Below are 20,460 nucleotides of genomic sequence, written 5' to 3' on the forward strand. Positions count from 1 at the left end.
ATCACCCGCGCACACCCGTCGACGGTTCGCGCTCAGACGCCCGCGAGGGCTCCGGAGCGCTGCCGCGTGCGGATGGCGCGGTTCACGCCCGACACGATCGCTTTGAGCGATGCGGTCGAGATGTCCGAATCGATGCCGACGCCCCACAGACGCTCGCCATCGATCTGGAGTTCGATGTACGCGGCTGCCTGGGCGTCGCCGCCGGCGCTGAGCGCGTGCTCCACGTAGTCGTACAGCGTGACGTCGAACCCCTGTGCGCGGACGATCTCGAGGAACGCGGCGACGGGACCGTTGCCCCGCCCGGATGCCTCGTACCGGTCGTCGCCGTCGCGCAGGGTGATGTCCAGCGAGACGTCGCCCGACAGGTCGCTGCGCGTGCTCGTCGCGAGCAGTTCGAACCGGCCCCAGCGCTCGTCGGCGTTGTCGGAGGGCAGGTACTCGTCGGTGAAGATCTTCCAGATCTGCTCGCTCGTGACCTCACCGCCGTCGGTGTCGGTCTTGGCCTGGACGACGCCCGAGAAGTCGATCTGCAGCTTGCGCGGCAGATCGAGCGAGTGGTCGGTCTTCAGCAGGTAGGCGACGCCGCCCTTGCCCGACTGCGAGTTCACGCGGATGACCGCTTCGTACGAGCGGCCCAGATCCTTCGGGTCGATGGGCAGGTACGGGACGGCCCATTCGATCTCGTCGACCGAGACGCCGGCCTCGCCGGCGCGCGCCTCCATCGCCTCGAAGCCCTTCTTGATGGCGTCCTGGTGCGAACCGCTGAACGCGGTGAAGACGAGGTCCCCGGCCCACGGGCTGCGCTCGTGCACGGGCAGCTGGTTGCAGTACTCGACGGTGCGCTTGACCTGGTCGATGTCGCTGAAGTCGATCTGCGGGTCGATGCCCTGCGTCAGCAGGTTGATGCCGAGCGCGACCAGGTCGACGTTGCCGGTCCGCTCGCCGTTGCCGAAGAGGCATCCCTCGATGCGGTCGGCGCCGGCCATGTAGCCCAGCTCCGCGGCGGCGATCGCGGTGCCGCGGTCGTTGTGCGGGTGCAGCGAGAGGATGACGTTCTCGCGGTGGGCGAGGCGACGGCTCATCCACTCGATCGAGTCGGCGTAGACGTTGGGTGTCGCCATCTCGACCGTCGCGGGCAGGTTGATGATGACCTTGCGCTCGGGCGTGGGCTCGAACACCTCGATCACCTGGTTGCAGACGTCGAGGGCGAACTCGAGTTCTGTGCCGGTGTAGCTCTCGGGTGAGTACTCGTAGAAGACCTTGGTCTCGGGGATGCGCTTCTCGAACTCGCGGCACAGCCGTGCGCCCTCGAGGGCGATGTCGATGATCCCCTGCTGGTCGGTGCGGAACACCACGTCGCGCTGCAGCACGCTCGTCGAGTTGTACAGGTGCACGATCGCCTGCTTCGCGCCGGCGATGGACTCGTACGTACGCTCGATCAAATGTTCGCGGGCCTGTGTCAGAACCTGGATCGTCACGTCGTCGGGGATGAGGTCCTCTTCGATCAGCTGGCGCACGAAGTCGAAGTCGGTCTGGCTCGCCGACGGGAAGCCGACCTCGATCTCCTTGTAGCCCATGCCCACGAGGAGCTCGAACATGATGCGCTTGCGCTCGGGGCTCATCGGGTCGATGAGCGCCTGGTTGCCGTCGCGCAGGTCGACCGCGCACCAGCGGGGCGCGGTGGTGATGCGCTGGTCGGGCCACGTGCGGTCGGGCAGATGCACGGTGATCTGCTCGTGGAACGGACGATACTTGTGGATCGGCATGCCCGAGGGCTTCTGGGTGTTCTCCATGATTGGTCGCTTCTCTCGTCTGCTCGAGCGGTCACCCGATCGGGTCGGCTCGGTGCCTGATGATGCGGGCCAACAGAAAGCTCCGCGACGAGGAAGGCCCTAGAACGAGGTCTCGTCGCGGCGGCTAAGAAGGAGGAGCCCGCCGAAGCGCATGGCACCAGGCTACACCCGGTTGCGGACCGGTTGCGAACCGCGTCGGAATACGGATGCCGCATCCCGGCATTCTGAGACGATCGGCGCACGCGCGACACCAACCGGTCATGAGAGGTCTTCGTCGCCCGCTCGGCATCGCCGCCACGGCCGCTTTCGTCATGCTCGTCGCCGCCTCGTGCGCCGGCTCGACCCCGGGAGGCGCCCCGGACTCCCCTTCGCTCGGATCGGTCACGCCGGTGCCTCCGGAGGGCGAAGTGGCCGCCACGGGCACCGTGCTTGACGCGGCCGGCGAGACGCAACTCTGCCTGGGCGCGGTGGCGGAGTCGTATCCGCCGCAGTGCTCCGGCATTCCGCTGGAGGGGTGGACGTGGGACGGCGTGGACGGTGCCGAGTCGTCGGGCGACGTCACCTGGGGCGCGTACGCGGTGCGCGGGATCTACGACGGCGACACGTTCACGTCCACGCAGCCGCCCATCATGCTGGCGCTCTACGACCCCATCCGGCCCGAGGATCCCACCGGCGGCGAGCCCGGCGCGGGCGACGACGCCACCCTCGCGTCCATCCAGGAGGATCTGCCGGAGCTGCTGGGCGACCCGTACCTGGGCTCATCCCCGCAGAACGGGTGGCTGTGGGTCGATGTCGTCTGGGACGACGGGAGCTGGCAGGAGGCCGCAGACGCCGAGTACGGCGAGAAGACGATCGTGATCCGCTCGGCGCTCACCGAGACGGGCGGCTGAGAGTCTTCAGTCATCGCACTCGCAGATGAGGTTCCACTCGACGACGCGGTCCCCCTCGTCAGGGCGTGCCCACGCCTCCGCCTCGGCGCGCGTGGAGAATCTGCGCGGCGCCAACCGGCCGTTCGACATGAGAACCCCCACCGCGATGTCCTCGCGGGGGTCGTTCCACGCAAGGGGCTGTGTGGACCCGGCCATCGGCGCTCCTCTCGGATCGGCTCACCGCCAGGCTACGCCCGATGCGGCGCGTGAGGGCCGGGAGCGGCATCCCTCCTGGTCCGTCGCGCACGCCGTCAGAAGCCGAGGCGTCCCAGCTGCTTCGGGTCGCGCTGCCACTCCTTGGCGATGCGCACGTGCAGCTTCAGGAACACCTTGGTGCCCAGCAGCGGCTCGATCTGCGCCCGCGCGCGAGCGCCCACGTCTCGCAGCCGGGAGCCCTTGTGCCCGATGATGATGCCCTTCTGACTGTCTCGTTCCACCACGATGTCGGCGAAGACGTCGGTGAGGTCGGAGTCCTCGCGAGGCTCCACCTCCTGCACGACGACCGCGATCGAGTGGGGCAGCTCGTCGCGCACGCCGTCGAGTGCCGCCTCGCGGATGATCTCGGCGATGCGGTCCTCGGTGGACTCGTCGGTGACGACGCCCTCCGGGTACAGCGCGGGGCCTGCCGGCATGAGGGCGAGCAGCTCGTCGCTGAGCACGTCGAGCTGGTCGCGCGTCAGCGCCGAGAGCGGGATGACCGCCGCCCAGTCCTCCCGGAGCTGGTCGACCTCCATGAGCCGCTCGGTGATCTGCTCGCGTGTGGCGGCATCGGTCTTGGTCACGATCGCGACCTTCTTGGCGCGCCCGTAGCCGCTGAGCGACTCCGCGATGCGGCGGTCGCCGGGGCCCACCTTCTCCGTCGCCGGCACGCAGAAGCCGATCACATCGACGTCTCCGAGCACCTGCTCCACGAGGTCGTTGAGCCGCTGTCCGAGGAGTGTGCGGGGCTTGTGCAGTCCCGGCGTGTCGACGATCACGAGCTGGCCGCCCGGGCGGTTCAGGATGCCGCGGATCGCTCGGCGCGTCGTCTGGGGCTTGTCGCTGGTGATGGCGACCTTCTCGCCCACGAGGGCGTTGGTGAGCGTCGACTTGCCGACGTTCGGGCGGCCGACGAACGTGACGAAGCCGGATCGTCCTTCGGAGGAAGCAGGAGCCCCTGGCTCTGCGGCCGTTTCGGGCGCGGCCTCGGGCGCGGTGTCACTGTCGCTCATGGGTGTCTTCCTTCCTCGGCAGCCGGATCTCGCCGGTGCGGGGGCTCACGACGCGGATCTCGCCCGTACGCGGCGGTCTGCCGATCTCGGTGGCGGGGTCGCCGCGCTCGACGAAGACCGTCGAGATGCCGCGCCCGCGACCGCGCGAAGCGCCGCCGGTGAGCACGAGCCCGGCGTACTCGGCCGTCGCGCCCGGCTGGGGCACGCGCCCCAGCGCCTTGCCGAGCAGTCCGCCGATGGAATCGACATCCTCGTCCTCGAGCTCGAGGCCGAACAGGTCCCCCACCTCGTCGAGGCCGAGGCGCGCGCTCACCCGGTAGTGACCGGGCTCGAGCTCGGTGACTTCGGACGCACGCGGGTCGTACTCGTCGGAGATGTCGCCGACGAGCTCCTCGATGAGGTCCTCCAGCGTCACCAGTCCCGACACGCCGCCGTACTCGTCGATGACGAGGCACACGTGCACCGCGTCGCGCTTCATCTGCTGCAGCAGGGTCTCGGCCTTCATCGACTCGGGCACGAAGACGGCGGGGCGCGCGATGCGGCTGATGGGGGCGTCGCGCCAGCCGGACTCGTCGCGGAAGCCGAACTGCACCAGATCCTTCAGGTAGAGCACGCCCACGACGTCGTCGGCGTCGTCGTCGACGATGGGCACGCGCGAGACGCCCTTCTCGAGGAAGATCGTCATGGCCTCGCGTGTCGAGGTCGAGGCATCCACCGTCACCATGTCGGTGCGCGGCACCATGACCGCACGCACGAACGTGTCGGTGAAGTCGAACACCGAGTGGATGAGCTCGCGGTCGTCCTGTTCGATGAGCTCGTTCTCGGCTGCCTCGTCGATGATGCTGAGCAGCTGCTCCTCGGACGCGAACGACGACCCGCGCGAGGCACCCGGTGTGATGCGGGTGCCGAGGGCCACCAGACCGTGCGCCAGCGGACCGAGGAGGATGCGGACGCCGCGGATGACGGGTGCCGCACCGCGCAGGAGCCCGCGGGCGTGCAGCCGGCCGACGGTGCGCGGACTCGCGCCCACCACGACGTACGAGACGCCGGTCATGAGCAGGGCCGCGGCCAGCATCGCCCACCAGATGTTGTTGAAGAGGTCGACGAAGGCGACGGTCACGAGCACGGCCGCTGTCGTCTCCGCGAGCACGCGGATGAAGATCACGGCGTTGGCATGCGCATCGGGGTCGGCGGCGATGCGGCGCAGCGACGCCGCGTTGCGACCGTCGGCACCGAGCTCGGCGAGGTCGGCGCGGGACGTGACGCCCAGCGCCGCGTCGATCGCGACCATCAGCGCGCCGAAGGCGAGCAGCAGCGCGGCGGCGACGAGGAGGAGAGCCGCGGTCATGCGCGGGGTCGGCGACGCTCGGACGCCTGGAACGAGGCGATGAGCTCGCGCTGCAGCCCGAACATCTCGCGCTCCTCCTCCGGCTCGGCGTGGTCGAAGCCGAGAAGGTGCAGGAGTCCGTGCGTCGTCAGCAGGATGAGCTCGTCGAGCGTCGAGTGCTTCGCGGCGACCGCCTGCGCCTCCGCCACCTGCGGGCACAGCACGATGTCGCCGAGGAGTCCTGCCGGCGTGGGTGCGTCCTCCGTGCCCGGGCGCAGCTCATCCATCGGGAAGCTGAGGACGTCGGTGGGGCCCGGCTCGTCCATCCACTGCACGTGCAGGGCCTCCATGGCGCCCTCGTCGACCAGGAGGATGGCGACATCGGCGTCGGGGCTGACGTGGAGCTCGGCGAAGTTGTGCTCCATGAGCCGCAGCAGCACCGTCTCGTCGACGGCGATGCCCGACTCGTTCCCGATCTCGATGGTCATGCGCGTCCTCGCTTCGGAAGGTGGTCACGGGGGCCGCCGGTGCGGGCGGTGGCCGCGCGGCGCTCCGCGCGGTTGGCGAATTCGGATGCCTCGTCCCGTTCGCGGCGGGCGGCGATCCGGCGCTCGTCGTACTCGCTGTAAGCGTCGACGATCCGACCCACGAGAGTGTGCCGGACGACGTCCTCGCTGGTGAGGTAGGCGAAGTGGATGTCGTCGATGTCGCCGAGCACGCGCGTCACCAGCCGCAGGCCCGACGCCCCCTGCGGCAGGTCGATCTGCGTGATGTCGCCGGTCACCACCATGCGGGTTCCGAAGCCGAGACGCGTGAGGAACATCTTCATCTGCTCGGGCGTGGTGTTCTGCGCCTCATCGAGCACGACGAAGGAGTCGTTCAGGGTCCGGCCGCGCATATACGCCAGCGGCGCCACCTCGATCGTGCCCGTCGCCATGAGCTTGGGCACGAGATCGGGGTCCATCATCTCGTTGAGCGCGTCGTACAGCGGGCGCAGGTACGGGTCGATCTTGTCGGTCAGCGTCCCGGGCAGGAACCCGAGCCGCTCCCCCGCCTCGACCGCGGGGCGCGTCAGAATGATGCGGCTGACCTCCTTGCGCTGCAGGGCCTGTACCGCCTTGGCCATCGCGAGGTATGTCTTGCCGGTGCCGGCCGGACCGATGCCGAACACGATCGTGTTCTCCTCGATCGCGTCGACGTACGCCTTCTGACCGAGCGTCTTCGGGCGGATGACCTTCCCCCGCGACGACAGGATCGCCTCGCCGAGCACCTCGGACGGACGTGGACCGCCCTCGCTGCGGAGGATGCGGTTGGACGAGGCGACGTCCTCCTCGCCGAGCGCGTGGCCGGCCTTGGTCATGGCGAGCAGCTCGTCGACGAGCGACCGGGCGGCCGCGACCGCGCCAGGCTCGCCCGTGAGGGTGATCTCGTTGCCGCGGACGTGCACATCCACCCCGGGATGCTCCTTCTCGACCACCCTCAGCAGGCGGTCCTGCGGGCCGAGCAGCTGCACCATCGCGACGCCGTCCGCATAGATGCGCTCGACCGTGCTGTCGCGGTCGCCCGCGGGTTCCTGACTGTCGTGATCAGCCACCGACACTCTTCTCTTCGAGGCCTCCCGCGAGCACATGGGCGTGCACGTGGAAGACGGTCTGGCCCGCGTTCGGGCCGGTGTTGAACACCAGGCGGAAGTCGCCGTCGGAGTGCTCCGCGGCGAGCTTGTTGGCGAGCCCCACGAGCTCGGCCATGAGGGCGGGGTCGCCGGCGGCGAGCTCGACGACGTTGCGGTACTCCTCGGACTTGGTGATCACCAGCAGGTGCACCGGCGCCTGGGGGGCGATGTCGCGGATCGCGAACGCGTTCTCGGTCTCGGCGATGATCTCGGACGGGATCTCCCCGTTGCGGATGCGCGTGAAGATCGACGGTTCGCTCATGCCGCAAGTCTAGCGACGGGGGTGCGGGACAGGCTCGGCCCGGGCACGGGCTCGAAAGCCGGTCGGCGGGCCCGGCGACCCGTCACCAGCGACCGAGTGCGGTGCTCAGCACCGCGATGGCGGCGGGGCCGGCCGTCGACGTGCGCAGCACCGTGTCGCCGAGCCGCACCGGTCGTGCACCCGCCGCTCGCAGCGCGTCGAGCTCCTCGGCCGCGATGCCGCCCTCCGGCCCGACGACCAGCACGATCTCGCGGTCGTCGTCGTCGGCGTCGAGCGTGAGCGCGCTGAGCGGCTCGTCGGCGGTCGGCTCGAGAACGAGAAGACGGGATGCCGCGGCGCGGCGCGTCAGCGCGGCGGTGGTGGTCAGCTCTCCGACGTCGGGCACCCAGGCCCGATGCGCCTGCTTGGCGGCCTCGCGCACGATGGTCGCCCAGCGCGCACGGCCCTTGGCCGCCTTTCCGGCGTCCCAGCGCGACACGCTGCGCGCCGCCTGCCACGGCACGATCTCATCGACGCCGAGTTCGGTCGCCGCCTGCACGGCGAGCTCGTCGCGGTCGCCCTTGGCCAGCGCCTGCACGAGCACGACGCGCGGGCGGGGGGCCGCGGCATCCGTCCGCTCGCGGACCCGCACCACGACCTCGCGGGGGGCGACCGACTCGACGTCGCCGACCAGCCAGGCACCCCGGCCGTCGCCGACCGTGACCTCCTCGCCCACCCGCAGCCGGCGGACCGTCGAGGCGTGGTGCGCCTCGGCGCCCGTCAGCGTCACCGCATCGCCGGGCGCCGCAGACGTGGGCTCGTCGAGGAGGAAGTGCAGTGCCACCGGTCAGGCGTTCCGGAAGCGGTCGCGCAGCTTGGCGAACAGGCCCTGGTGGAACTCCGCGAGCTTCGGCGCGGGCGCCTTGGTGCGCTTGGCGAACTCCTCGATCAACGCGCGTTCCTTGTGGTCCAGGCGCGTCGGCGTCACGACGTGCACGCCGACCCGCAGATCGCCGCGCTGCGAGCCGCGCAGCGGCGTGATGCCGCGGCCCTTGATGGTCAGCACATCACCGGCCTGGACGCCCGGTCGCACTTCGAGATCCACCGGGCCGTCGAGCGACTCGATCGTGGTGGTGGTTCCGAGGATCGCGTCGGGCATCGACACCTCGAGCGTTGCGAGCAGGTCGTCGCCGTCGCGGCTGAAGACCTCGTGCGGCTGGACGGTGACCTCGATGTACAGGTCGCCGTTGGGTCCGCCCGCCGGACCGACCTCGCCCGAGCCCGGAAGCTGCAGGCGCAGGCCCGTCTCGACGCCGGCGGGGATGTCGAGCGACACCGTGCGGCGGGCGCGCACCCGCCCCTGGCCCTGGCACGTGGCGCAGGGGTACGGGATCGTGGTGCCGTAGCCCTGGCAGACGTTGCAGGGCTGCGTGGTCACGACGTTGCCGAGGAGGCTCCGCACCTGGCGCTGGACGTTGCCGGTGCCGTGGCAGATGTCGCACGTGACGGGGCTGGTGCCGGGCTGGCAGCACGAGCCCTGGCACGTCTCGCAGACCACCGCGGTGTCAACCTCGATGTCGCGGTGCGTGCCGAACACGACGTCGCCCAGTTCGAGCGTCACGCGGACGAGGGCGTCCTGGCCGCGCTCGCGGCGCGAGCGCGGCCGGCCGGCACGCCCCCCGCCCGCGGCGCCGAAGAACGTCTCGAAGATGTCGTTGAACCCGCCGAAGCCGCCGGCACCACCGAACGGCGAGTCGCCGCCGCCCATGTCGTAGCGGGCGCGCTGATCGGGGTCGCTCAGCACGTCGTAGGCGTGCGTCACCAGCTTGAAGCGCTCGGATGCCTCCTCGCCGGGGTTGACGTCCGGGTGCAGCTGTCGGGCCAGCTTGCGGTACGCCTTCTTGATCTCGTCGGTGGAGGCGTCGCGTGAGACGCCGAGGACCTCGTAGTGGTCAGCCACTTTCGCCTTCCTGCCGCGGTCGGGCCGCGGATTCGTGGGTGCGCGCGTGCGTCAGCGGGAGTTCTCGTCCTGCTCGAGCATGCGCGTGAGATAGCGCGCGACGGCACGGACCGCCGCGAGGTTCGTGGGATAGTCCATGCGGGTCGGCCCGAGCACGCCGACGCGAGCGAGCGAGCCTGTCGCGTCGTAGTCGCTCGCGACGACGGATGCCTCGCCCAGGCCGAACGCGTCGTTCTCTCGTCCGATGCTGGCGGCGAGTCCCTGCTCGTCGGCCACCATCTCGCCCATCAGCCGCAGCAGGGTCACCTGCTCCTCGATCGCCTCGAGGAGCGGATAGATGCTGCCCCGGAAGTCGGACTCGCGACGAGCGAGGTTCGCACTGCCGGCCATCACGAGGCGGTCCTGACGGAACTCTTCGAGCTCTTCGGCCACGGCTCGCACGATCTCGTCGGTCGCGCGCTCTCGCGCGGGCGCCTGCTCCTGCGGGACGTCGAGCCGCTCCGCGATGCGCTGGAGACCCTCGCGCACGGGGCGGCCGACGAGCAGCGTGCCGAGCCCCGCGCGGATGTGCGCGAGGTCGCTGTCGTCGAACTCGTCGCCGACGTGGGTGAGGCGCTGGGACACCCGGCCGGTGTCGGTGACCACGATCACCAGCATCCGTCCGCCCCCCAGCTGCACCAGCTCGACGTGCGTCACGTTCGCGCGCGCGAACGACGGGTACTGGACGATGGCGACCTGGCCGGTCAGCTGCGTGAGGGCGCGCACGGTGCGCACGAGCGCGTCGTCGAGGTCTCCGGGGCCTTCGAGGAACGCGGCGATCGCCGAACGCTGGGCAGGCGACAGAGGCCGCAGCTCGGCCAGATGATCGACGAAGACGCGGTAGCCCTTGTCGGTGGGCACGCGGCCCGACGACGTGTGCGGGGCGGCGATGAGCTCTTCGTCCTCGAGCAGGGCCATGTCGTTGCGAATGGTCGCGGCCGATACGCCGAACGCGTGCCGCTCGACGATCGCCTTGCTGCCGACGGGCTCGCGCGTGTCGACGTAGTCCTGGACGATCGCCCGCAGCACCTGCAGACCTCGCTCGCTGACCATCCCGCCTCCTCACGCTGTGCAGGCCAGGGTTCTGGCACTCGCATGACTCGAGTGCCAATTCTATCCGATGCCCCGTCCGGATCGCCGAGCGACGCCCGGTCGACACCCGGCAGCGCCGCAGTTTGCTGCCTCACCTCGGAGCACCGGTCTGCGCCGGCCCTACCCGGCGGCGCCACCCCTCCCGGACTGCGCCGCGCCTCCAGGATTGCGCCGCGCCGCCCACGCGGCGCGGGCGGTCACTCCGTGAGTGCTCGCACCACGGCGTCGGCGAGGAGGCGGCCGCGGCGGGTCAGCACGACCCGTCCGCGCACCGCGGCCGGTCCCTCGATGAGACCGTCGGCGATCAGCGCCGCCACGCCGTGACGCCGCTCGCCGGCGAGCTCGTCGATCGGCAGCCCCTCCCGGATGCGCGTCCGCAGCAGCACGGCCTCCAGCGCCCGGGCCGCGGCATCCGGGATCTCACGTCCCGCTGCCGGCGACTCGCCTGTCGCGAGGCGCTGTGCGTACGCCGCCGGGTGCTTGACGTTCCAGAACCTGACGCCGGCGATGTGGCTGTGCGCGCCGGGACCGAAGCCCCACCAGTCGGAGCTCATCCAGTACGCGAGGTTGTGGCGAGAGCGGTGCCCCTGGCCGCGCGACCAGTTCGACACCTCGTACCAGTCGAAGCCCGCGCCGCCGAGCAGGTCGTCGGCGAGCTCGTACATGTCGGCCTGGAGGTCGTCGTCGGGTGCCACCACCTCACCGCGGCGGATCTGACGGGCGAGTTTGGTGCCGTCCTCGATGATGAGGGCATAGGCAGAGATGTGATCGGGCTCCAGGCCCACGGCGGTGTCGAGCGAGGCCCGCCAGTCGTCGAGCGACTCTCCGGGGGCTCCGTAGATGAGGTCGACGCTGACGTCGAGGCCCGCGCCCCTGGCCGCCGCGACGGCGGTGCGGACATTGTCGGGATCGTGCGTGCGATCGAGAGCGGCCAGCACATGCGGGACGGCGGACTGCATGCCGATCGACATCCGCGTCACGCCGGCCGCGGCGAGCTCGGCCGCGACCGCCGGCGAGACGGTGTCGGGATTCGCCTCCACCGTCACCTCGGCGCCGTCGGCGATGCCGAAGCTCTCGCGAACGCCGTCGAGCATGCGGCCGAGGTCGCCCGCCGGCAGGAGCGTCGGCGTGCCGCCCCCGAAGAACACCGTCGATGCGGGGCGGTTGCCGCCGGAGCGCGCGAGCACGCCGGCGGCGAGATCGACCTCGCGCAGCAGGGTGTCGGCGTACTCGTCCTGACGGGTGCCGCGCAGCTCGGACGACGTGTAGGTGTTGAAATCGCAGTACCCGCAGCGCACGCGGCAGAACGGCACGTGGAGGTACACGCCGAAATCGGTCGCCGGGTCGATGCGCGTGCCCGGCGGCAGCGAGCCGTCCGCGGGAACGGGCTCGCCGAGCGGAAGCGCGGAGCCCATCAGAGCCTCACGCGGGAGTCGTGTACAGCGGCGAGATCGCGCGCAGATAGCGCGTGAAGAGCTCGCGGCGCCGGCGCTTGGTGAGCGCGGGAAGCATCCGGTACAGCAGAGCGCGAGGGGCGTCGAACGCGCGGACGGTGAACCACACCTCGTCGTTGTCGTACCAGTCGATCATGAACGACTCTTCGCCGCTGACGACGGAGTCGCCCACGGTGCCGAGCGCGAACCCCACGCGGCGGGGCTCCTCGACGGCGAAGATGACCCGCAGCTCGGCATCGACGCGGAGTCCGCGCACCCGCCCGTCGACGCGGATCGTGGTCCCTGCCCCGACGTACGGCGTGCCGTCGGCGTCGAAGCGCTGCTCGGTCTCGGAGCGGCTGGGCGCGATCGGGGTGCCTTCGGCGTCGAAGCTCACGCCCGAGTACATCGGACCGGATGCGGGGCGCACATCGCTGACCTCGAGGCCTGCGCCGCGCTGCGCCGTCCACGACATCAGCGCCTCGCCGGCGGCCTGGAAGCGCGCCTCGCCGCTGCCGATGCGCCACGACTGCTCCGCGGGGATGCTGCGCTCCGGCGGATAGTGCATGAGATCCGGCGCCTGCGTCGCCCCGACGGCGGCGTAGTCGACGGTGTCGTCACGGAAGGTGCCTCGACGCATGGATTCCAGCCTACTTCGCGAGTCGCATCACTTCTTGGCAGGACCCTCGACGTCCCCCGAGAGCGCGGCGATGAACGCCTCCTGGGGAACCTCGACGCGACCGACCATCTTCATGCGCTTCTTGCCCTCCTTCTGCTTCTCGAGCAGCTTGCGCTTTCGCGAGATGTCGCCGCCGTAGCACTTCGCCAGGACGTCCTTGCGCATGGCGCGGATGTTCTCGCGCGCGATGATGCGCGCACCGATCGCCGCCTGGATCGGCACCTCGAACTGCTGGCGCGGGATCAGCTTGCGCAGCCGCTCGGTCATCATCGTGCCGTAGGCGTACGCCTTCTCGCGGTGGACGATCGAGCTGAACGCGTCGACCTTGTCGCCCTGCAGCAGGATGTCGACCTTGACGAGGTCGGCGGTCTGCGAGCCCGCGGGTTCGTAGTCGAGGCTCGCGTAGCCCTGAGTCTTCGACTTCAGCTGGTCGAAGAAGTCGAACACGATCTCGCCGAGGGGCATGTGATAGCGCAGCTCGACGCGGTCCTCGCTGAGGTAGTCCATGCCGAGCAGCGAGCCTCGCCGCGACTGGCAGAGTTCCATGACCGTGCCGACGTAGTCCTTGGGCAGCAGGATGCCGACCTTCACGACCGGCTCGGACACCTCGGCCACGCGCCCGTCGGGGTACTCGCTCGGATTGGTGACGACCACGGTCTCGCCGGTGTCGGTGAGCACCTCGTACGTGACCGACGGTGCGGTCGTGATGAGGTCGAGGTCGAACTCGCGGGAGAGCCGCTCGGTGATGATCTCGAGGTGCAGGAGGCCGAGGAAGCCGCAGCGGAAGCCGAAGCCGAGCGCCACGGACGTCTCGGGCTCGTACTGGAGCGACGCGTCTGAAAGCTTCAGCTTGTCGAGAGCCTCGCGAAGGTCGGCGTAGTCGCTGCCGTCGATCGGATAGATGCCGGAGAACACCATGGGCTTCGGATCGGTGTAGCCGGGCAGAGCCTCGGAGGCGGGCTTGCGCTGGTTCGTGATCGTGTCGCCGACCTTCGACTGCCGCACATCCTTCACACCGGTGATGAGGTAGCCGACCTCGCCGACGCCGAGGCCCTTGGTGGGGACGGGCTCGGGGCTGGAGACGCCGATCTCGAGGAGGTCGTGCGTCGCGCGGGTCGACATCATCTGGATGCGCTCGCGCGGCTCCAGCTTGCCGTCGACCATGCGGACGTACGTGACAACTCCCCGGTACGAGTCGTACACCGAGTCGAAGATCATGGCGCGGGCCGGGGCATCCGCGTTCCCCTTCGGAGCCGGGATCTGCTCGACGATGCGGTCGAGCAGCGTCTCGACACCCATGCCGGTCTTGCCGCTCACGCGGAGAACGTCGTCGGGGTCGCCGCCGATGAGGTTCGCGAGCTCGGCGGCGAACTTCTCGGGGTCGGCCGCCGGCAGGTCGATCTTGTTGAGCACCGGGATGATGTGCAGGTCGTTCTCGAGCGCCAGGTAGAGGTTGGCGAGCGTCTGCGCCTCGATGCCCTGAGCCGCGTCGACCAGCAGGATGGCACCCTCGCACGCGGCCAGCGACCGCGAGACCTCGTACGTGAAGTCCACGTGGCCGGGCGTGTCGATCATGTTGAGCGCGAACGTGCCGTCGCCGGTCGCCCAGGGCATGCGCACGGCCTGCGACTTGATCGTGATGCCGCGCTCGCGCTCGATGTCCATGCGGTCGAGGTACTGCGCGCGCATGTCGCGATCGGAGACCACGCCGGTGATCTGCAGCATGCGGTCGGCCAGCGTCGACTTGCCGTGGTCGATGTGGGCGATGATGCAGAAGTTGCGGATCAGCTCGGGCGGCGTGGCGGACGGCTCGAGGGGCTTCAGGGCGCGCGGTGACATGTCGAGACGATTCTACGGGTGACGGATGCCGCAACCCTGCGAGCGACCGGATCGCCCGGGTTCAGAGGGGCGCGGGGATCCGGCCGAGACCTTCCAGCAGCTCGTCGCGGTCGCTCGCGACACAGACCCGGACCCATCCCTCGCCCGAGGCGCCGAACGCGCTCCCGGGCGCGACGGCGACCCCGCGCTCGTCCAGGAATCGCTCGCACCAGGCCACCACGTCGCCGTCCGACACATGCGAGACGTCGATCCACAGGTAGAAGGCCCCGGTGGGCGCGAGGTATCGCAGCCCCCGGGCGTCGAGCGCCGCCGTGGCGGCGGCGAGGTTGTCGCGGTAGTGGGCCGCGCTGCGGTGCACCGCGGCCTGATCGCCGGCGAGGGCCGCTGCCGCGGCCCGCTGCGACGGCTCGTCCACGCAGCTCACGACGGACTCCTGCACGCGCAGCATCGTCTGCCGCCATCCCGGAGGAGTGACGAGCCAGCCGACGCGCGCGCCCGTCATGGCGTAGGTCTTCGACATCGAGAACACCGACAGCACACGGTCGTCCGCATCCAGGGTCGCCGGGCTCACGTGCGGCTCACCCCAGGTGAAGCGCTCGTACACCTCGTCGCTGATGACCCAGAGGTCGTGCCGCCGCGCCACGTCGAGGAGCGCGCGCAGCGTGTCGCGGTCGAAGGTCGAGCCGAGAGGGTTGGACGGCGTGTTCACGATGAGGGCGCGTGTTCTCGGCGTGACCAGACCCTCGAGTTCGGCGAGGTCGGGCTGGAAGGAGCGCTCCGGTCGCAGCGGGTACGGCACGGGGACCGCCTGCAGCAGGTGCGCGTTCATGGTGAACGTCGTGTAGCCGGGGTCGGGCACCAGGATCTCGTCGCCGCGCGACAGCGTGAGCGCCATCGCGAGGTGCAGCGCCTGGGTTGCGCCCACCGTCACCCAGATCTGCTCCGTGTCGACCTCGAGGCCGTTCTCACGGGCCAGCTTGGCGCGGATCGCCTCGCGGAGCGGAGGGATGCCGCCGTTCGGCGTGTAACGGATCGCGCCGGCGCGCCATGCCTCGGCGGCGGCGTCGCGGATCCGCTCCCCCGCGACCTCGCCCGGTTCGCCCACCGCGAGGATGATGGTTCCGGGCCGACGCAGTGCCCGCTCGAGGATGTGGCGGACGCCGGAGCCCGGCATCCGGGCGACGTGCGGGGCGATCTCGGGCATGCCGCCATGCTATGCGGGCTCCCACGGCTACCCTGTTCGTCATGGCGGTCCAGGTCGTGCTCGTGCACGGCATCCGGACGTCCGCCACGATGTGGCGCTCGCAGGTCGACTATCTGGCCGCGCGCGGCAACCCGGTGACCGCGGTCGACCTGCCGGGTCACGGCACGCGGATGGCGGAGGAGTTCACGCTCGATTCGGCGTTGGAGACGATCGACGACGCCGTGCGCACTGCAGCGGAGCGCGGCCCCGTGCTGCTGTCGGGGCACTCGATGGGCGGCCTGCTCTGCATCGAGTACGTCGGTGCCGAGCAGCCGCCGCCGGTCGCGGGCTTCGTCGCCGCATCGTGCACCGCCATCCCGCGCGGGGTCGGCCTGGCGACCTACCGCGTGCTCGCCCGCGGCTTCGACTCGCTGCCCGACCGCGGCATGTGGCTGACCGACCGGATGCTCGACCGGATCCTGCCCGACGAGACGCGCGGGGACTTCGGGGCCGGCGGCTACGCGCTCGACGCTCAGGACATCGCGCTGCGCAGCCTCTCGGTGCTGGACCTGCTCGCGGCGCTGCGGCGCATCGAGGTGCCGCTGTGGTTCGTCAACGGCCAGTACGACCAGCTCCGCGTCAACGAGCGGCTGTTCCTGCGGATCGCGCGGCACGCCGAGCTGGTCGTCGTCCCCCGCACCACCCACCACGTGACCGTGATGCGCCCGCGCGTGTTCAACGCGCTGCTCGAGGTCGCACTCACGACCCTCGAGACGTCAGACCGCTGAGCCGGCGCGCTCCCGACTGCGGATCGCGTACGTCATGAGACCGCCGGCCACCGAGACGACCCCGCCCACGAGGAACAGCAGCCAGAACCCGCCGACGAGGGCGACCAGCCCGGCACCGAGCAGCGGGCCGATGAGCTGCCCGAGACTTGCTGAGACGTTGACGAAGCCCAGGTCTCTGGCGTGGTCCTCGGGATGCGGCAGCAGGTCGGTCCCCAGGGCGAGCCCTACGGACATGTACGCGCCGTAGCCGATGCCGAGCAGGGCCGCGGCGATCATCGCCGAGGTCAGCGACGGTGCCACGACGAGCACGATCGAGGCGACGCCCTGCAGCACCGCCGACCAGACGACGAACGGGATGCGGCGCCCGGTCCGGTCCGAGATCCGGCCCGAGACGATCGACGCGGTGACGACGAACAACGTGTAGACGAGGATCAGGAGCAGCAGCTCGTCCTCGGCGGTCGCCGGGTCGCGGTGCAGTCCGTACAAGAGGAAGAACAGCAGCAGGCCGGTGCCCAGTGCGTTGCCGATGTTGACGGTCAGGCGCCCGGCCAGGAGCCACGCGAAGTCGCGATCGCGGAGCGCGGCGAGACGCTCGCCCAGTGTCCGCACCTCACGTGCGACGGCCGATTGCGCGGGTGCGGGCGGGTCGGGCAGGAGCAGCGCCGCCGCGGTGCCGATGATCGCCAGGAATCCGGCCAGCACGAGGTATCCCACGACGACACCGAGCTCCAGCAGCACGATGACGCCCACGCCGACGACGATCCCCAGCGCCTGCGAAGAAGAGACGGCGGCCGAAGCCGCGCCGCGCTGCGTCGTGAGCTGGTCGGCGATCAGCGCGGTGAACGCCGCCGAGGCGACCGCGATGCCCACCGACACGCCGACCCACGCCAGCCCTACGCTCCACGGTCCCGACGCGAAGGCGATCGCCACCAGCGACAGCGTGGCGAGCCCGACTCCGGCCAGCGCCCAGGGACGGCGCCGGCCCATTCGTCCCCTCGTGCGGTCCGACAGCCCGCCCGCCAGAGGGGCCGCGATGACGCCGGCGACACCCCCGATGGCGAGCACGAGCCCGGACGAGACGACGCCTGTCACCCAGCCGTCCGCGTCGTCCGGCGTGTCGAGCTGCAGCGGGATGAGGAGCTGCAGCGGCGTGAGCTGCACCGTCCACAGTGCGAGCCACGCGAGCGTGAACAGGGTGAACCACCCGGCGCCCACCTTGGCGCCCCGTGCCGCGCTCATGCGCGCGCCTCGGTGATGAGTCCGCGGTACCAGTCGAACGAGGCCTTCGGTGTTCGTCGGGCGCTGTCGAAGTCGACGTGGACGAGACCGAAGCGCTGCGACCAGCCGTCGGCCCACTCGAAGTTGTCGAGGAGTGACCATACCGTGTACTCGCGGACATCAACTCCGTCGCGCACAGCGGCGCCGACGGCGTCGATGTGCCCCGCGAGGTAGGCGATGCGGTCCGAATCGGTGACCACGTCGTCCACATGGTCCGGTTCGGGGAACGACGCGCCGTTCTCGCCGATCACGAGCGGTGGCAGGCGGTCGCCGTACCGCTGGTGGAAGTCGACCAGGAGGTCGGTGAGTGCGGCGGGCACGATCGGCCACTCCGGCCCGAAGCCCGTCACCGGCGCGCCGGGGGTCGGAACGAGTTCGAACGGCACCGGGCTTCCGGGCGCCGCGGCGGCGATCGTCGTGGGGTTGTAGAAGTTGACGCCGTAGAATTCCCCGGGCGCCGAGATCAGCTCGAGGTCGCCGGCCTCCACGGGCATCGCGGGAATGCCGAGCGCCTCGAGATCCGGGTACGAGCCGATCAGCACGGGGTCGGCGAAGACGCGGTTGTGCAGCACGTCGTACACGGCGGCCGCCTCGCGGTCGGCCCCGGCATCGGATGCCGGCATGACGAGCGTGTGATTGTTGACGATGCCCGCCTCCTGCGCGCCGGCGGCGCGGAGCGCCCGCAGCGCGAGGCCGTGCGCGAGCAGCTGGTGGTGCACGGTCGGAAGCGCGCCGAACAGCAGCTGCCGGCCGGGCGCGAGGGTGCCGACCGCGTAGCCCTGCAGCGACGTCGAGACCGGCTCGTTGAGGGTGTACCAGTGCCGGATGCGGTCGCCCAGCGCGTCCGCGACGACTTCGGCGTAGTCCCCGAAGCGGAGCGCCGTGTCGCGCTGCAGCCACCCGCCCTGCGCCTCGAGACCGCTGGGCAGATCCCAGTGGTAGAGAGTCGCGAACGGGGTCACTCCGGCGTCCAGAAGGTCGTCGGCGAGACGCCGGTAGTAGTCGAGACCGGCCTGCAGGACAGGGCCGCCCGGCTCGGGCTGGACGCGCACCCACGAGATCGAGAAGCGGTAGCGGTCGACGCCGAGCCGGGCCGCGAGCGCGACGTCCTCGGTGTGCCGGCGATAGCTGTCTGGCCCGGGTTCGGCGGTGGCGCCGTCGTGCACCGCCCCGGGGGTGTCGACGAAGTCGTCCCAGATCGACCTTCCGCGGCCGTCGGCGCGCCGCGAGCCCTCGACCTGGAACGCGGCCGTGGCGGTCGACCACCGGAAGCCAGGCGGGAAGGGCGAGAGGTCGACGGACGGATGCTGCGGCACGACGGACTCCTTCGTCACGGGCCGCACGTCGGGCGTGTGCGAGCACCCACGCGTCGATCATGCATCATGGACGGCAGGCGGTGTGTGCGGGCTGTGGACAGATCGTGCCATCCCCTCCGTCGTCAACGAGGCCGCCGATCACCTGATAGAATCCTTGTTTGGCTTGCGTGTGGGTTCGCCCTCACGACCGCCGCCAGGCGCCCCTCTCTCGCCGAACGGCACATCAAACCGATTCACCTCCGAACGAAAGAACCGTCGACACGTGGCGAACATCAAGTCGCAGATCAAGCGCAACAAGACCAACGAGAAGGCGCGCGAGCGCAACAAGGCCGTCAAGAGCGAGCTGAAGACGCTCGTCCGTCGCACCCGCGAGGCCGTCGCCGCGGGCGACAAGGCGGCTGCCGAGAAGGCGCTCGGCAAGGCCAGCAAGAAGCTCGACAAGGCCGTCAGCAAGGGCGTCATCCACCAGAACCAGGCGGCGAACCGCAAGTCGGCCATCGCCAAGCAGGTCTCGGCGCTCTGACGCTGCCCCGGCTCCGCCGGGCATGACACTCGAGAAGGCCCGTCCCGCAAGGGGCGGGCCTTTCGCATGCCCTCGCTCAGGCGCCGTACGGCGCGCGCGTGGCGATGACCGTGATCATTCGCTCGAGCGCGAAGACGGCGTCTCGCGAGCCGCCCTTGACCTCGGCATCCGCCCGCGCCGTCGCCTGGATCGCGCGGCCGAGACTCTCTTCGTTCCAGCCGACGAGATCCCGGCGGGCGCGATCGACCTGCCAGTCCTTCATGCCCAGGCGCGCGGCGAGGGCGGAGGAGGACTCGCGGTTGCCGGCCACCCGCGCCATGGTCCGCAGCTTCATCGCGACGGCGGCCACGAGCGGGACCGGGTCGGCGCCGGACGCGAGCGCATGACGAAGGGCGATCAACGCCTCGCCGTAGCGGCCCGCGATCGCCGTGTCGGCGACGGCGAACGCCGAGGTCTCCACGCGACCGCCGTAGTAGCGCTCGACGATCTGGTCGGTGATGTCACCGGGCACGTCGGCGATGAGCTGCTGACACGCGGCGGCGAGCTCGGTCAGATCGTCGGCGAACGCCGACACGAGGGCGCGCAGCGCGGTGGGGGCGATGCGCTTCTTCGCGGCCTGGAATTCGCCGGCCGCGAAGTCGAAGCGGTCGGAATCCCGCTTCACCGCGGGGCAGGCGATCTCCACACCCGAGCCCTCGCCCGCGCGGATCGCATCGAGGAGCTTCTTGCCGCGCACGCTCGCGCCGGTGTGGCGCAGCACCACCGTCGCACCGTCCTGCGGGGCCGACAGATACGAGATCGCCTCGGCGAGGAAGGTGTCGGAGCACTTCTCGACGCCGCTCACGCGCACCAGGCGCGGTTCGCCGAACAGCGACGGCGAGGTGACCGCGAGCAGAGTCCCGGCCGCGTAGTCGTCGGCGCGGATGTCGGACACCTCGAGGGACGCGTCTTCCGCACGCAGGTACTCCCGCACGCCGGCGATCGCGCGTTCCGCGCACACCTCTTCGGGGCCGGAGACGAGCACGATCGGCGCGGGCTGCGGGGACCGCCACGACAGCTGCGGGATGGCGCTGCGCGTCGCCTTCGCGGGTGCTCGGCGTGCGGGAGGGGCCATGGAACCAGCCTACCGACGGCCGCCGACGCCGGCGTGCTCCCGC

Annotated in this window: 20 protein-coding genes; 3 read left to right on the plus strand and 17 right to left on the minus strand. The window is 70.6% G+C overall.

Annotated features, from left to right (window positions below):
• Window positions 1-32: 32 nt before the first annotated feature.
• A complete protein-coding gene (leuA, locus tag IM770_RS02510; RefSeq protein WP_203579535.1) occupies window positions 33-1,793 on the minus strand; it encodes a 2-isopropylmalate synthase in 1,761 nt (586 codons plus the stop codon).
• Window positions 1,794-2,053: 260 nt separating this feature from the next.
• On the opposite strand from leuA, the gene IM770_RS02515 reads away from it, so the two are divergent.
• The gene (locus tag IM770_RS02515) at window positions 2,054-2,683 is read left to right on the plus strand and encodes a hypothetical protein (protein ID WP_203579536.1); all 630 of its coding nucleotides are present in this window, start codon (window positions 2,054-2,056) and stop codon (window positions 2,681-2,683) included.
• Window positions 2,684-2,689: 6 nt separating this feature from the next.
• Here IM770_RS02515 and IM770_RS02520 read toward each other — a convergent pair whose 3' ends face one another.
• The 13 genes from IM770_RS02520 to IM770_RS02580 all read right to left on the minus strand — a co-directional run bounded on the left by IM770_RS02520 (window position 2,690) and on the right by IM770_RS02580 (window position 15,419).
• Window positions 2,690-2,878 (minus strand): hypothetical protein, encoded by a 189-nt coding sequence (locus tag IM770_RS02520; protein WP_203579537.1) that lies wholly within the window; start codon window positions 2,876-2,878, stop codon window positions 2,690-2,692.
• 95 nt (window positions 2,879-2,973) lie between these two features.
• On the minus strand, window positions 2,974-3,933 hold the full coding sequence (gene era, locus IM770_RS02525) for a GTPase Era (protein WP_203579538.1): 960 nt from the start codon (window positions 3,931-3,933) through the stop codon (window positions 2,974-2,976).
• Window positions 3,920-5,281, minus strand: coding sequence for a hemolysin family protein (locus IM770_RS02530; RefSeq protein ID WP_203579539.1), 1,362 nt, complete (start codon window positions 5,279-5,281; stop codon window positions 3,920-3,922). The genes era and IM770_RS02530 overlap by 14 nt, the downstream gene beginning before the upstream one ends.
• Window positions 5,278-5,748: an rRNA maturation RNase YbeY gene (gene ybeY, locus IM770_RS02535; RefSeq protein ID WP_203579540.1), complete on the minus strand. Its 471-nt coding sequence runs from the start codon at window positions 5,746-5,748 to the stop codon at window positions 5,278-5,280. Before ybeY ends, IM770_RS02530 begins: the two co-directional genes overlap by 4 nt.
• Entirely contained in the window at window positions 5,745-6,776 is a 1,032-nt protein-coding gene (locus IM770_RS02540) for a PhoH family protein (RefSeq protein ID WP_239065724.1), read from the minus strand. Before IM770_RS02540 ends, ybeY begins: the two co-directional genes overlap by 4 nt.
• 70 nt (window positions 6,777-6,846) lie before the next feature.
• On the minus strand, window positions 6,847-7,194 hold the full coding sequence (locus tag IM770_RS02545) for an HIT domain-containing protein (RefSeq protein ID WP_203579542.1): 348 nt from the start codon (window positions 7,192-7,194) through the stop codon (window positions 6,847-6,849).
• Window positions 7,195-7,276: 82 nt separating this feature from the next.
• The gene (locus IM770_RS02550) at window positions 7,277-8,017 is read right to left on the minus strand and encodes a 16S rRNA (uracil(1498)-N(3))-methyltransferase (RefSeq protein WP_203579543.1); all 741 of its coding nucleotides are present in this window, start codon (window positions 8,015-8,017) and stop codon (window positions 7,277-7,279) included.
• Window positions 8,018-8,020: 3 nt separating this feature from the next.
• Window positions 8,021-9,133, minus strand: a complete 1,113-nt coding sequence (gene dnaJ / locus IM770_RS02555) for a molecular chaperone DnaJ (protein WP_203579544.1) — start codon at window positions 9,131-9,133, stop codon at window positions 8,021-8,023.
• 51 nt (window positions 9,134-9,184) lie between these two features.
• Entirely contained in the window at window positions 9,185-10,225 is a 1,041-nt protein-coding gene (gene hrcA, locus IM770_RS02560; protein ID WP_203579545.1) for a heat-inducible transcriptional repressor HrcA, read from the minus strand.
• A 236-nt stretch (window positions 10,226-10,461) separates the two neighbouring features.
• Window positions 10,462-11,679, minus strand: a complete 1,218-nt coding sequence (gene hemW, locus IM770_RS02565; RefSeq protein WP_203579546.1) for a radical SAM family heme chaperone HemW — start codon at window positions 11,677-11,679, stop codon at window positions 10,462-10,464.
• A gap of 7 nt (window positions 11,680-11,686) precedes the next feature.
• Window positions 11,687-12,337 (minus strand): DUF1990 domain-containing protein, encoded by a 651-nt coding sequence (locus IM770_RS02570; protein ID WP_203579547.1) that lies wholly within the window; start codon window positions 12,335-12,337, stop codon window positions 11,687-11,689.
• Between the two features lie 27 nt (window positions 12,338-12,364).
• On the minus strand, window positions 12,365-14,215 hold the full coding sequence (gene lepA, locus IM770_RS02575) for a translation elongation factor 4 (RefSeq protein WP_203579548.1): 1,851 nt from the start codon (window positions 14,213-14,215) through the stop codon (window positions 12,365-12,367).
• Between the two features lie 61 nt (window positions 14,216-14,276).
• Window positions 14,277-15,419: a pyridoxal phosphate-dependent aminotransferase gene (locus IM770_RS02580; RefSeq protein WP_203579549.1), complete on the minus strand. Its 1,143-nt coding sequence runs from the start codon at window positions 15,417-15,419 to the stop codon at window positions 14,277-14,279.
• A gap of 41 nt (window positions 15,420-15,460) precedes the next feature.
• Between IM770_RS02580 and IM770_RS02585 the strand changes: the two genes are divergently transcribed.
• On the plus strand, window positions 15,461-16,186 hold the full coding sequence (locus IM770_RS02585) for an alpha/beta fold hydrolase (RefSeq protein ID WP_203579550.1): 726 nt from the start codon (window positions 15,461-15,463) through the stop codon (window positions 16,184-16,186).
• On the opposite strand, the gene IM770_RS02590 is transcribed toward IM770_RS02585, so the two are convergent.
• Both IM770_RS02590 and IM770_RS02595 read right to left on the minus strand, forming a co-directional pair.
• Entirely contained in the window at window positions 16,175-17,425 is a 1,251-nt protein-coding gene (locus IM770_RS02590) for an MFS transporter (protein WP_203579551.1), read from the minus strand. The genes IM770_RS02585 and IM770_RS02590 overlap by 12 nt on opposite strands.
• Complete coding sequence (locus tag IM770_RS02595; protein ID WP_307785349.1) at window positions 17,422-18,798, minus strand: GH1 family beta-glucosidase; 1,377 nt, start codon at window positions 18,796-18,798, stop codon at window positions 17,422-17,424. Before IM770_RS02595 ends, IM770_RS02590 begins: the two co-directional genes overlap by 4 nt.
• 244 nt (window positions 18,799-19,042) lie before the next feature.
• On the opposite strand from IM770_RS02595, the gene rpsT reads away from it, so the two are divergent.
• Entirely contained in the window at window positions 19,043-19,303 is a 261-nt protein-coding gene (rpsT, locus tag IM770_RS02600) for a 30S ribosomal protein S20 (RefSeq protein ID WP_203579552.1), read from the plus strand.
• Between the two features lie 76 nt (window positions 19,304-19,379).
• Here the strand turns inward: rpsT and holA are convergent, their stop codons facing one another.
• Window positions 19,380-20,417, minus strand: coding sequence for a DNA polymerase III subunit delta (gene holA, locus IM770_RS02605; RefSeq protein WP_203579553.1), 1,038 nt, complete (start codon window positions 20,415-20,417; stop codon window positions 19,380-19,382).
• Window positions 20,418-20,460: the final 43 nt, after the last annotated feature.

The sequence above is a fragment of the Microbacterium hibisci genome, from assembly GCF_015278255.1.
GTDB classification, from domain to species: domain Bacteria; phylum Actinomycetota; class Actinomycetes; order Actinomycetales; family Microbacteriaceae; genus Microbacterium; species Microbacterium hibisci.

Excerpts from the sequence above, each read along its gene's own strand:
- IM770_RS02545 (WP_203579542.1), bottom strand. The coding sequence starts at position 7,194 with ATGAGCGAACCGTCGATCTTCACGCGCATCCGCAACGGGGAGATCCCG.
- holA (WP_203579553.1), bottom strand. The coding sequence starts at position 20,417 with ATGGCCCCTCCCGCACGCCGAGCACCCGCGAAGGCGACGCGCAGCGCC.
- IM770_RS02590 (WP_203579551.1), bottom strand. The coding sequence starts at position 17,425 with ATGAGCGCGGCACGGGGCGCCAAGGTGGGCGCCGGGTGGTTCACCCTG.
- leuA (WP_203579535.1), bottom strand. The coding sequence starts at position 1,793 with ATGGAGAACACCCAGAAGCCCTCGGGCATGCCGATCCACAAGTATCGT.
- IM770_RS02585 (WP_203579550.1), top strand. The coding sequence starts at position 15,461 with ATGGCGGTCCAGGTCGTGCTCGTGCACGGCATCCGGACGTCCGCCACG.
- lepA (WP_203579548.1), bottom strand. The coding sequence starts at position 14,215 with ATGTCACCGCGCGCCCTGAAGCCCCTCGAGCCGTCCGCCACGCCGCCC.
- IM770_RS02580 (WP_203579549.1), bottom strand. The coding sequence starts at position 15,419 with ATGCCCGAGATCGCCCCGCACGTCGCCCGGATGCCGGGCTCCGGCGTC.
- IM770_RS02570 (WP_203579547.1), bottom strand. The coding sequence starts at position 12,337 with ATGCGTCGAGGCACCTTCCGTGACGACACCGTCGACTACGCCGCCGTC.
- era (WP_203579538.1), bottom strand. The coding sequence starts at position 3,933 with ATGAGCGACAGTGACACCGCGCCCGAGGCCGCGCCCGAAACGGCCGCA.
- IM770_RS02515 (WP_203579536.1), top strand. The coding sequence starts at position 2,054 with ATGAGAGGTCTTCGTCGCCCGCTCGGCATCGCCGCCACGGCCGCTTTC.
- hemW (WP_203579546.1), bottom strand. The coding sequence starts at position 11,679 with ATGGGCTCCGCGCTTCCGCTCGGCGAGCCCGTTCCCGCGGACGGCTCG.
- hrcA (WP_203579545.1), bottom strand. The coding sequence starts at position 10,225 with ATGGTCAGCGAGCGAGGTCTGCAGGTGCTGCGGGCGATCGTCCAGGAC.
- IM770_RS02530 (WP_203579539.1), bottom strand. The coding sequence starts at position 5,281 with ATGACCGCGGCTCTCCTCCTCGTCGCCGCCGCGCTGCTGCTCGCCTTC.
- ybeY (WP_203579540.1), bottom strand. The coding sequence starts at position 5,748 with ATGACCATCGAGATCGGGAACGAGTCGGGCATCGCCGTCGACGAGACG.
- IM770_RS02540 (WP_239065724.1), bottom strand. The coding sequence starts at position 6,776 with ATGGTGCAGCTGCTCGGCCCGCAGGACCGCCTGCTGAGGGTGGTCGAG.
- IM770_RS02520 (WP_203579537.1), bottom strand. The coding sequence starts at position 2,878 with ATGGCCGGGTCCACACAGCCCCTTGCGTGGAACGACCCCCGCGAGGAC.